Annotated in this window: 14 protein-coding genes, 4 tRNA genes and 1 other RNA gene; 7 read left to right on the top strand and 12 right to left on the bottom strand. The window is 31.8% G+C overall.

Annotated features, from left to right (window positions below):
• The 12 genes from FNE73_RS08775 to ssrA form a co-directional block, all read right to left on the bottom strand.
• Complete coding sequence (locus tag FNE73_RS08775) at positions 1-1,038, bottom strand: hypothetical protein (protein ID WP_143884256.1); 1,038 nt, start codon at positions 1,036-1,038, stop codon at positions 1-3.
• 3 nt (positions 1,039-1,041) lie between these two features.
• A complete protein-coding gene (locus tag FNE73_RS08770) occupies positions 1,042-1,701 on the bottom strand; it encodes an ATP-binding protein (RefSeq protein ID WP_143884255.1) in 660 nt (219 codons plus the stop codon).
• Between the two features lie 10 nt (positions 1,702-1,711).
• Positions 1,712-2,191: a DUF4352 domain-containing protein gene (locus FNE73_RS08765; protein WP_185147321.1), complete on the bottom strand. Its 480-nt coding sequence runs from the start codon at positions 2,189-2,191 to the stop codon at positions 1,712-1,714.
• A gap of 67 nt (positions 2,192-2,258) precedes the next feature.
• The gene (locus FNE73_RS08760; RefSeq protein WP_143884253.1) at positions 2,259-2,702 is read right to left on the bottom strand and encodes a hypothetical protein; all 444 of its coding nucleotides are present in this window, start codon (positions 2,700-2,702) and stop codon (positions 2,259-2,261) included.
• 535 nt (positions 2,703-3,237) lie between these two features.
• Positions 3,238-3,912 (bottom strand): recombinase family protein, encoded by a 675-nt coding sequence (locus FNE73_RS08755; protein ID WP_143884252.1) that lies wholly within the window; start codon positions 3,910-3,912, stop codon positions 3,238-3,240.
• A 65-nt stretch (positions 3,913-3,977) separates the two neighbouring features.
• On the bottom strand, positions 3,978-4,415 hold the full coding sequence (locus tag FNE73_RS08750; RefSeq protein WP_143884251.1) for a hypothetical protein: 438 nt from the start codon (positions 4,413-4,415) through the stop codon (positions 3,978-3,980).
• Between the two features lies 1 nt (position 4,416).
• Positions 4,417-5,154 carry a hypothetical protein gene (locus FNE73_RS08745; RefSeq protein ID WP_143884250.1) on the bottom strand — a complete coding sequence of 246 codons (738 nt, stop codon included), beginning with the start codon at positions 5,152-5,154 and terminating at the stop codon, positions 4,417-4,419.
• A 48-nt stretch (positions 5,155-5,202) separates the two neighbouring features.
• The gene (locus FNE73_RS08740) at positions 5,203-6,174 is read right to left on the bottom strand and encodes a hypothetical protein (protein ID WP_143884249.1); all 972 of its coding nucleotides are present in this window, start codon (positions 6,172-6,174) and stop codon (positions 5,203-5,205) included.
• A 28-nt stretch (positions 6,175-6,202) separates the two neighbouring features.
• Positions 6,203-6,496: a helix-turn-helix domain-containing protein gene (locus tag FNE73_RS08735; RefSeq protein WP_143884248.1), complete on the bottom strand. Its 294-nt coding sequence runs from the start codon at positions 6,494-6,496 to the stop codon at positions 6,203-6,205.
• 74 nt (positions 6,497-6,570) lie between these two features.
• A complete protein-coding gene (locus FNE73_RS08730) occupies positions 6,571-7,359 on the bottom strand; it encodes a hypothetical protein (RefSeq protein ID WP_143884247.1) in 789 nt (262 codons plus the stop codon).
• Positions 7,349-8,611 carry a site-specific integrase gene (locus FNE73_RS08725; RefSeq protein WP_228429989.1) on the bottom strand — a complete coding sequence of 421 codons (1,263 nt, stop codon included), beginning with the start codon at positions 8,609-8,611 and terminating at the stop codon, positions 7,349-7,351. The genes FNE73_RS08730 and FNE73_RS08725 overlap by 11 nt, the downstream gene beginning before the upstream one ends.
• Positions 8,612-8,772: 161 nt before the next feature.
• Positions 8,773-9,174, bottom strand: a transfer-messenger RNA (tmRNA) gene (ssrA, locus tag FNE73_RS08720).
• Between the two features lie 134 nt (positions 9,175-9,308).
• Here ssrA and rpsU point away from each other — a divergent pair.
• The 7 genes from rpsU (at position 9,309) to FNE73_RS08685 (ending at position 11,367) form a co-directional block, all read left to right on the top strand.
• Entirely contained in the window at positions 9,309-9,506 is a 198-nt protein-coding gene (gene rpsU, locus FNE73_RS08715) for a 30S ribosomal protein S21 (protein ID WP_062697349.1), read from the top strand.
• A 79-nt stretch (positions 9,507-9,585) separates the two neighbouring features.
• Positions 9,586-10,473 (top strand): tyrosine-type recombinase/integrase, encoded by an 888-nt coding sequence (locus FNE73_RS08710; RefSeq protein WP_143884245.1) that lies wholly within the window; start codon positions 9,586-9,588, stop codon positions 10,471-10,473.
• Entirely contained in the window at positions 10,470-10,763 is a 294-nt protein-coding gene (locus tag FNE73_RS08705; RefSeq protein ID WP_143884244.1) for an HPF/RaiA family ribosome-associated protein, read from the top strand. Before FNE73_RS08710 ends, FNE73_RS08705 begins: the two co-directional genes overlap by 4 nt.
• Positions 10,764-10,867: 104 nt before the next feature.
• Positions 10,868-10,941, top strand: a tRNA-Thr gene (locus FNE73_RS08700).
• A gap of 20 nt (positions 10,942-10,961) precedes the next feature.
• Positions 10,962-11,042 (top strand) — tRNA-Tyr (locus FNE73_RS08695).
• A gap of 86 nt (positions 11,043-11,128) precedes the next feature.
• Positions 11,129-11,201, top strand: a tRNA-Gly gene (locus FNE73_RS08690).
• Between the two features lie 92 nt (positions 11,202-11,293).
• Positions 11,294-11,367 (top strand) — tRNA-Thr (locus FNE73_RS08685).
• Positions 11,368-11,379 lie beyond the last annotated feature (12 nt).

Below are 11,379 nucleotides of genomic sequence, written 5' to 3'. Positions count from 1 at the left end.
TTATAAATTTCTAATTTTATATAAAATGTTTTTTAACCATGGTAAAACAAAGTATATAATCATTCCAAATGCTATAGTAATTGCTAAGTAAATCTCAAAGGGCAATTTGTTCCAAACTTTTAGAAATGAAATTTCAGGATTAAAAGTCTTGCGATAAGAGGGAATAAATAATAGTATACCACAAATAATACTTATAAGTATTGCCAAAGCAAACTGCCCTGTACCTATTCTTTCCATTGAATAAATTGAGAAAAAAGAATAGGATTCAATACTTTGCTTTTTATTAAAAACGACAATCAATTCATCTTTTTTAACCCTCTTGTCTCCTAAATATTTATTGAAAGAATCATATTCTAAAGTTCTTACATTCTTTAAGGAAGAGTTATCAAAAAATACAATATCATATTTGTTAGGAACAATATTAAACGAAAAACAATTCTTTATTGCACATAGTGCTTTGTCGCTGAAATAAGAGATTTTATTATCCGGAATATTTCTTTGTTCGTTAACCTTAATATCATAAATGATTGTAGATTTACTTATTCCCTTCTTTCTCATAGATATATAAGGCACTGATGGTTTAATCCAAAATCGAAAATAAATATTTGGTTTGGAATCTGAATTATATTCTTGATAAGGTTGAAGGTTTAAAGTGGCTGAAACTAAATTTTCGTTCACAATTTCAACCTTTACAGGTAAAATACAGAGCTCATTCCTTCCGCTGAATTTATGAATAACACCTAATTTATTTCTCCCTCCATCCAATGAATCTGTACTTGCAACCGAATCATTAAAAATAAAACGACTATTTTCTGGAATACTCAGTTTTTCATATAAATCTTTTGCTTCACAAGTCCTTGTAACCCAAGGGATAAAAAGAGAAATAGTTAAATTATTATCTTTTATTGAATCTCTAGATATTTCAAAACCAAACTCAACTAACGAACTGTTGTTGTTAAACTCCCATGTGCAGATGTGAAAACGCTCTAATTGAACGGGATTGTTTTTATCTGTAAAAACGAAGAAAGAGTTTTCCATTATTTAATTAGTCCTTTTAATTGTTTTACAAAGTGACTCCAAAATATTCAAATAATCGTTATTTTCTCCAATATTCAAAGGTACATTAAATTTTTTCGACAAATATTTTGCATAAGCCAATTCTTCATCCTGAAAATGTTGTAGTAATTCATAATCATAAGGTTTGTTGTCTCTTGCTTCAAGGCGTTGCTTAATCTCAGAGATATTACCTAAAACCAGATTAAAAGAAATCGAATTGATTTGTTCAAAGGTTTCTATTGGAACTTTTAAAATTTCGTTATTACTATTGAGTAGACAATAGTGCCCATCGAGCAAATAAAATTTACCCTTCTGAATAATATTTTCCAACCCAACAATTAGGCGGTTTTGATTATCGGAAATGTCTTTAACCTTTTTATTTTTTGAATCTTGATTAATGCCGTTCCATTTTAATAGTTCGCTTGCGGACAAATATTCCATAGATAATTCGCTGCAAATATGTTTGCAAATTGTACTTTTTCCAACTCCATGAATACCTCCTATGAAAATAATATTTTTGAACATCGATTTAAGTAATTTCCTTTGTACAAAATAATAATATTTTTTAGTCTTACAAAAGCAAAAACAGTTAAAATCAAATAAAAAATGCTGTTCTGAAATTAGAACAGCAAAAAGGTTTTTCACAATTTTGTTATTAGTTAATTGTACCCAAATCAATCAAGTCATCGCTTCCAGAACGTCCAGGCTTATAGAATGCCGTTCCTATCAATTCTGCTGGAATTTTATAAACTAAATTGGTAGTTTTGGTTGTAAGAGGATTGATTTGATCAAGCATCAAACCCCAGCCATCTAACATTATTGTTTCGGATTTGTCAAATGTGTAATCCTTTCCTTTATAATTTACCAAAACTTCTCCATCTATTAGTGTACGGCTCTCGTTGCTTGTGTTCTTGAATGTCGTATTAATAATGAGATAACGTGTTCCTGATTCAGCAGATAAATCCACAAACTCATTTCCTGTACTAACAGAGTTTTTGACATTCACTGTATTTACTGTTACATCAAAATATTCTGTGGGTAGAGTTTCCCCTACTTTCTTGTAGCTGGCTGCTTCCGCACTTGCAGAACTGGTAGATGATGTTGTTGAAGATTTTTTATCATCTCCACTGCCCATAGCAATGAATAAGAAAAATGCGAATGCAGAGGCAGAAGCTAAATGTTTAAAATTTTTGTTCATGAGGTTAAAATTTAAGTTTATAATTAATTGAATCTTTAAAAATATAGAGAGGAAGCACACCTCCAAATAAATAAAATATTAAGTCCATAGTATCAAAAGTACCCTGTAAAATCCCCAAGCCTTGGGCTACCTCGGAAGCAATGGCGATAGCTGGAATGACACTAATCCAAAAGAGATTAAAAAAAGTAATAGAATTTTTCCATATATAAAGCATTAGGCACACGTAGGAAAACAGCCACAATCCGTCTGGAAGAGACATCAAAACCCAATCTGGAATGTAGTTAGAAGTTGCCAGAGCCGATTTTCTAATTTTACTATCAAGAATATGTATTCCTACAAAATCCAGCCATGTGAAGACTTTAAGAGTGGATGACCTGAAAAGAATATAAATTAAAGTCCCGAGAATGAGACTTGCAACACTTCCAAAAATCAACTTATTATATTTCATCAGAATGCAAAATAAAAGTTAATTCTTGGAAGTTTTTTACGGTTTACCGTAGCTAAGATTATTTTAATGGATTTTTGAGTAAGATTTTTTTTCATATAGATTTGATTTACCAGAATGAGAAAGGGTGTGAAATGACATCATCCTCTGCTCTGGCTACTGGTATAACCCACAAAAAGAAATGAAGCAAAACACACCCAGTCGGGTGCATCTTACAGCCATTTTTCTTTTTGTTTAAAATATTACCAGTATTTGAGCAAAGAAAATGAACTGCTTAACGCAATATCTATATGTTATTTACAACCTTAATTTGTTCTTATAATTTTTATGTTTTTTCGTTATTAACAAATATATAAATTATTTTCAATTAATTTTCGTTGATACAAAAATCTCTTTATCCATAAGTATTTGAAGTGATTTAGTTTATAACTTATCGTAAATTTGGTGCTTTTTAATGCGATATAAACACTTTATTTCTTATCTCCGCTGTTATTAAAATTCCAGATGATTTAAGGGTTTTATTTGAAGTCTTTTTTCGTCAAGCATTTTGACATTGCAAAAATCGGTTATACAAAACCAGAGTCTGAGATGAGCTAAACTCACAGCCTCTACTGGTCTTGAAACCACTCTTATTGAGTTCATCTGCGATTTTGCCATAACTACTCCCTGCATTTCGTAAAGAAACTATTAGTGCAGTTGCCTTTCTATTGTTGTCATTGTGTAGAGCTTTTAACCTCATCGCTTCACTGCCCATCTTTCTGGCTTCTGGAGTTAAATTCTTTGGGTTGCCAAGTTTTACGCCTTTGGATTTTAGTTCTTGCAAAGCATCAATAGTACGCTTACTTATCAATAAACGTTCTTCCTGTGCAAGTACAGCCATTATCCCAATAGTAAGCGAATTTGCCTCTGGCATATCACAGCATTTGAAATCCACATTGCTATCCTTCAGTAAAAATATAAACCCAGCATTACGGCTAAGTCTATCTAATTTGGCGATGAGCAAGGTTGCACTTTCACTCTTGCTTTTTTCTATGGCTGTAAGTAGCTGAGGTCGGTTGTCATTTTTGCCACTCTCCACTTCCTCGAACTCATCAATCAACATATCATCTTCTTTGAGATAATTTCTGACCATTGTTTTTTGAGCATCTAAGCCCAAGCCAGAACTTCCTTGTTGTTTTGTTGAAACTCTGTAATAGGCAATATATTTTTTCATTTTTTTAATTTGATAATTTTGTAATGATTCTTGAACGCTCGTTTATGAAATGTAATGAATTAAATTCAAGCTGTCTTTATGTGATATTCTTTACATATAATTTCCATTAGTTCAGTATCAGACATATTCTCCACTTCATTATAACATTTCTGATTATTGCGATAATTGGCTTTCTTTGAATTACTAAGACGATAGCCTCTATGTTTTCCTCTATTACTCAGAAAAAAGATTATTGCTCTTGTATTTCCATCGGCAATCTGCTTAAGTAAAGATGTTTCTGCAAAGTCTAATGATTTTTCTAATAAATCTTGATAATCTTCATAAAATTGAGAATCAGACTTTATCCAGTTGTAGAAAGTCTGTCTATTTATTCCTGCCATTTTGCAAGCAGGTTGGATAACTCCCATGGTCTTTTCTAGTACCTTCAAGAGCTTTTTCTTTTTAGAGGTAGTGGAATCCCTGTTTTGTTTAGCAGCCTCCTTGTATGTGTCTAATTTGTCCATTTTACAAATTGATTTTCCTGTTAATTAAGTCTACGTCCTCATCAAGTAAATCACTTGGCATCGTCCAATAGGAGTGATTTTTGTAAGTCCAAACTCTATAAATTATATTTTCAAACTCAACTAAAGTTCCAAAACTTCTTATGTGGGAAACTATCTGCAAAAAGCTGAAGTTATCATTGAATTTCTCACGGATACAATAGAAATGAGGGTTGTTTTGCATAGTTTTAGCAAAAGTCCATTCCATACTCTCTAAAGTCTTTCCAACGAATTGATTAGTTAAATTGTAATGACCTCGGAGTTTATAAATGTCATCATTCCAGTATTTTTGTTGGATGGATTGGTCAATATATCCCTCTGTTTTCACAGCGATTTGATTGCCCCTTAAAAAATCTGCAAAGATGTGCCTGTAGCAAAACTCCCTTCCCTCCCCATACCCAAGCAAAACAACTTTGCTGTTGTTTTCTTCTTTACAGAATTGGTTTATGTTAGTTAATAATTTTTCTATTCCTTTTTTCTCAAGCTTTTTTCGGTAAAGTATGTTACAGGCTAAAAAATCTCCAGCTTTCTGATTGCTGTACATTCTGAAAATGCTAAATCCTACCAACTTTCTTATTTTTTCAGAGCTTCTGAAATTACCATATACTTTACCTACAACACTAATAAGTGTATAACCTTCGTAAGACTTGGTATTTAGACTCTCAAAGCTTGCTGTAAAAATCTGTAAATCTGTATTTTTCATTACTTAAATATACAAAAATTTTCGCAAACACGAAATATAAAATATTGATTATGAGTTAGTTATATTGGTTTTGAATTTTTCAATTTCGAGGTCGATTTTTTCTGAAATTTCAGAGATAAAGGGATGAGGTTTTGTAGTTAGGTCATTATTAGATAAATCTCTGATGACTTTCCTGCAACGGCTTTTATCATTGGCGTTTTTAAATTTACCCTCCAAATCAGCTTGTTCAATCATTCTGTAAAATTCTGATTCACCCCCAAATTCACTAACAACATTCTTTATCTTCATCCAACTAGATAATATTTTTGGGTTTATATATTCTAAGTCAGAAAAGTCTTTTGGTATGCGTTTTTTTTCAATTCTATTATAAACATCTTGGAAGCCGTATAGAAGTTTTAAAAAGATTTCAGTATTGTAGAGATTACTGGTTTTCATTTTCTCTACTCCAAAGAATTTGCTAACACCTTTTAAAAGTCTAAATTCCAATCTTAAAACATCTCGGCAATCAATACCTTTTTTTTGTTTTAATTGTAGACTTTTATTGTAAATGCAGAATGACTTACTAGTGGTTTTGAACAATACACCTTTATCTTGCTCTAATCTTTTAAATTTTGAGAGATCACCAAAAAGATAATGAGAGTATTGCTCGATAGGATTATCAGTTTGGATATTTAAGGCTAAATCAATCCTATAAATCCTTGCATCATTTAAGCATAAATCGAGTTCTAAACCTAATTTTTCTATAGCTTGCTTCAATTCAAAATAGCTGAGTAAGCTAGAGTAGTCTTTATAATAATTAGAAATACTTCCAGCCAGATATATTCCTTTACTTTTAGAAAAATTAATATGAAAATTTCTGTAAGTACCTTTTGTCCAAGCCATATAGCCATTTTTATCCCTATAATATTTTTTGTAATTTTTAACTTTTTTAAGTTTTTTCTTAAACGTTTCATAGTCAAACTTTTCTAGTTGTTCCCAACTAACGAAAAGTTTAATGCTGTCAATTGTAAAGCCTAACATACCAAAAATTGTAGATAAGTTTTACTTATTATTTAGACTTGTGTTTTACAGCATTAATTTTGTCTTGAAGTGAAGTAGTAATAACAGATTTTTTGTATAGAACCCTGTGACCAATTTTGCAACTAGTCAATAATCCTTCTTTAGTGTAGGTGTCTAAGGTCGTTAAAGATAAATGAAGATATTTTGATACTTGTTGACGAGTCAGGTAAGCATCCTCATCATTTTCCTTCTGTCGAGGCTGCGAGCTTTGCAAAGCTTCCCCAACAGCACTTTTGATAATAGTATGTAAATCCTCTACTGATAATGTGATTAATTGCACCATCTTGTTAAATTTTGGTGCAAATTGAGTTTATATACTTGCTTATTATCGTCCGTTTTTTCCGATAATCGGAAAACTCACTTTAGATGTTTCTCCCTAAGATTTATGTACGAATTTAATCTTGCGGCATTAGTTAATTTGTTCAAACTTTCAAATCCTTTTTTTAAGTCAATTTCGTTATAAATTTCTTGGGTAATGTATTTTTTTGTACTCAACCATTTTGCAAAATCTATATGACGAATGTTGTGGATTAATTTATCTTCTTTCAAACTTTGAAAGATAAAGCCGAAATCTTTATATTCATTTACAATATATAATTGATAATAATCTTTAAAAATCAAAAATCCAGTTTCGTTCTTAAAGATGTCAGTATCAAAATCAGTATGAGGAATTGTAGTGTTGTTTAAGTATGGTTTTAGAAAAGAATATTTACTGAGTAAATTATCATCGTTGAATTTAAAAACAAGCCTTTCCAAAATATATTCTTTTGTAAGGTATTTGCTGAAATATGTTCCTGTAAACTTTATTATGAAATCAAAATTGTTAAATGATGTAATCTCATTTTTCAGCATTTTTTTTAATGTTAAAATAAAACATTCTAAATGCTCCTCAAAAAGACTTTGAACAAAACATTTCAAATCATCAACCTCCAAATCTTTGTCTAAGGTTAAACTTTGAAAAAAGTTGTTAGCAACATAAAGATAGTCTTCAAGAATCTCTGGTCTGTAGATAAAATTAATCTCCCCATTTACGTTTAGTTTTAAAGAATCAACAGAGCCGTCGTAATCAAGAATCTTATCGGAAACAAAAACACCTAATAAAATTGCTGAAATAAAGCGGTTTTCTTGTTGTATTCTATTTTCCATTTTTCTCTGATATTTTTTTACTCATTAATGCCAACCTATCCGCTTTCTGCTTTGCGTCAAGCTTCATATAACCCTGTAAAGTTTTAATGTTTTTATGTCCTGTTGCTATAGCGATGTCTTCCAGAGCTAATCCTTGTTCCGCTTTTAGTGTAACAAAGGTTCTTCTGGCTGTGTGAGAGGTTACCAATTCAAATCTGGGTTTGTAAACAGATTTTGCTTTCCCTCCTTCATATTCTGTGATTTCCTGTTCTTTTTTTAAAGTGTCACACAATCCGCAGATTTCTTTGAGATAAAGATTAAAGTTACTTTCAGAAATAGGTTTTGGTAATTCATAATCGTATTTTTCAAAAATTTTACGAACCTCACTCCAAAATGGTTGCGTGTTAACGTCTTTGGTTTTTTCCTGCTTTAATTGAATATACCTTTCATCAATAATGTGGTTTTTGTTAAGTCTAATGAAATCTGAAAATCGCAGTCCTGTATAGCAACCAATCAAAAATCTATCTCTGATTTTATCTAATCTTAGATTTTGACTTAGATCTAAATTTTCAATTTCCTTTAATTCGTTTTGTGTTAGAGCAATTTTATCTGGAATAACATCAGCAACTCCGAATTTCCTAAGATTAACCTTGACTCCACTGATGTATCCACAATCTAAAGCATAGTGTACAATCGTTTTTATGAATTTTAATTTTCGATGGATTGTAGTTTCTGCATATTTTTTATTATGCCTTAGATAGTGAATAAAATGATTCCTAAACTCATTTGTCATTGTTTCAAATTGAACATTATAACTTAAATCTTTAGAAAAATCTAAAAGATTTTGTTTAGCCTGTCTGTATTTGTCCGCTGAGCTTGGTTTGTTTTCAGAAATCATTCTTTGTCCGTATTCATCAAAAACCTCCATTAAAAGTTTTACTTTTCTTTTAGAAAACTGAGGTTTGTTCTGAAAATATTCTAGCTCAAATAAATTTTTAAATTCCTTCGGCTCTGGATTTCTTTCATAGTCTTCCAAAACTTTATCATACAACTTTACAATTTTTGAATCCATTTCATTCAGCAACGAATTAATTTTTGCAGAATTTACTTTCAAACTCTGCCTTACTCGCTGCTTAGATTTATCCCAAAATATAGGTTCAATAGATTGCTTCGTATAAATTTTTACAGTTTGATTACTGTATCGAAATATTAGCACAATTGAAGTCTTTTTTATCGACTTAGGTTCTTTAAGAACAAAACTTACATTCCCCATAAAACTCTGGTTATCTATCAAAGATACGAAAAGGGGATTTATTGGGGACGGTTTTTTTAAGTTTAGTTACTTTTAATTGTTTTTACTTTTTCTTAAAACCTTTGTAAAACCCTGTATTTAAAGCATAAAAAAAGACACCTAAAGGTGTCTGAAATTAATCTTAGTGGAGTTGGAGGGATTCGAACCCTCGTCCAAACAAGCAATACATAAGCTTTCTACATGCTTATTCTGCTATTGGTTTTCGACGGGAAGCAGAGAGCAGACACCCAACTTCCAGCTTATCTTCTGAGGTTTTCGAGCTTTAGCCGAAGCATCTAAAGCCTTATTTCCGCATTCCTATATCCCAGAATCAAACGCCGCAGAACAGAGCATTTGTGGAATATCTTGCTTCCCTACTAACATCTTCGGGAAAACGCTTGATCTACTATACTTCGATATTAAGCTGCAAGAGCGAACTCTTCGTTGCCAGTTAAAATTTCGCAGCAAAAGATTTAAGAGATTGCGCTGCGGTTCTCTGCATGCTTACTTATCCATTGGTCTTGCTGTCGAAACCAGTCAACCCCATGAATTGTTCTGCAAAGATAAGATTTTTTGTTTAAAAAGTAAGATTTTGTTTAAAGATGAAAAATTAATAACCGATAATTTTGTCGTTTAATTAAAAATACATACTTTTGCAATCCAAAATGAGATGTAATATATGTTAATAATTCCAGTAAAAGACGGAGAGTCTATCGACAGAGCATTAAAAAAATATAAAAGAAAATTTGACAAAACTGGTACAGTTCGTCAGCTAAGAGCTAGACAACAGTTTATCAAGCCTTCTGTAACATTAAGACAAGCTAGATTGAAAGCTGCTCATAAGCAAAGAAATCTTAGCAAAGAGGAGCAGGCTTAAAATTTTTCTTAATACATACAATAATCACTTATTAAATAATTTTATTTAGTAAGTGATTTTTTGTTTTTATATTTACATTATGCGGGATAAATTCTTAGATTACTTACAATATGAAAAAAGATATTCTCCTCATACTATCATAAGTTATGGGCGGGATCTTGATGATTTTATCTTGTTTCATCTCAAAACAGAGGCTTCGGACAATATTATTCAGGCGGATAAGAAAATTATCAGGAATTTTATCGTTGATCTTAATGAAAAAGGAGTTTCTAAAAGAACAGTTAACCGCAAACTTTCTACTTTGCGTAGTTTTTATCTATTTCTTTTAAGGCTGGGTGAAATTGATGTTTCACCTCTGGAAACTATCAATTCTCTAAAGTTTTATGCTGAAAAACAAATTCCGGTGTCACAGGAAGAAATGGAGATTTTAAATAGTAAAGTCTTTCCGGAAATTGAAAATCTGCTTGACGAATGCATTGTTGAAACGTTATACCAGACCGGAATGAGAAAAGCTGAGCTTTGTGGCTTGAAATTTGAGGATGTAGATTTGTATAAAAATGAATTGAAAATTTTAGGAAAAGGAAATAAAGAGAGATATGTTCCTATTTCCGAAAAATTAGGAAGTCTGTTAAAATCTTATCTGGAAACGAGAAAGCCTAAGAAAGAATTTGAAAATTTATTTTTTGTAAACAGATTGGGAAAAAAACTCACCGAAAAATTTGTTTATATAGTAGTTAATAAGTACCTTAGTATTGTTACTTCTAAACAGAAAAGAAGTCCTCATATTTTAAGACACAGCTTCGCGACGCATGTTTTAGACAATGGGGCAGAGATATCGAAAGTAAAAGAAATATTGGGTCATTCAAGTCTTGCAAGCACACAGGTGTACACCAATGCCAATATTGAACAGTTGAAAAAAGTGTTTAATCAGGCTCATCCAAGAGCAATTAAAAAAGAAGAATTATGAAGATTTCAGTACAAGCAATCGGCTTAACTCCACACGAACCGCTCGAAGCGCACGTTAATAAAAAAGTAAGTAAGCTCGACACATTTTATGATAAAATTATAGAATGCAAGGTTTTTTTAAAAGTGGAAAATAATTCAGATAAATCAAATAAGACGACTGAGCTTATTTTGGCGGTTCCGGGAGATGATATCGTTGTTAAAAAGACAAGTGCAAGTTTTGAAGAAAGCTTGGATTTATGTGTAGATACTGCTAAGAAACTGTTAATCAAGAAAAAAGAATTAGCCTCATAAAAAATGTGAAAAAACTTCATAAAAAGTTTGAGAATTCAAAAAATCCGTTCTATATTTGCACACGCAAAAAAGGAACAGCGATCTTTTGAATTCTTTTTTTATTTGCTTCCATAGCTCAGTTGGCCAGAGCACGTGATTTGTAATCTCGGGGTCGTGGGTTCGAATCCCTCTGGAAGCTCAATTTAATATAAAATATCTGGGGAGATTCCAGAGTGGCTAAATGGGACTGACTGTAACTCAGTTGCTTCGGCTTCGTAGGTTCGAATCCTGCTCTCCCCACATTTTATATTATAATAAAAGTTGCATAAATACAGGAAATTTCCTAAGTTTGCACAGCGTTTACCAATAATTTTGGAAACAAAATTGCGGAAGTAGCTCAGTTGGTAGAGCGTCAGCCTTCCAAGCTGAATGTCGCGGGTTCGACCCCCGTCTTCCGCTCAAATAAATGCTTTTTTTAAAAGTATTATTTTTAACTACTGATGTAGCGGTAGAGTAGAGTTCTCTTACAGCCTCAGTTCACCAGTTAAATTGCTTCCATAGCTCAGTTGGCCAGAGCACGTGATTTGTAATCTCGGGGTCGTGGGTTCGAATCCCTCTGGAAGCTCAATTTAATATA

This window comes from Chryseobacterium binzhouense, from assembly GCF_007474545.1.
Lineage (GTDB): Bacteria > Bacteroidota > Bacteroidia > Flavobacteriales > Weeksellaceae > Chryseobacterium > Chryseobacterium binzhouense.
The sequence above is the reverse complement of the archived record's forward strand: the minus strand, read 5'-3'. Positions and strand labels throughout refer to the sequence as shown.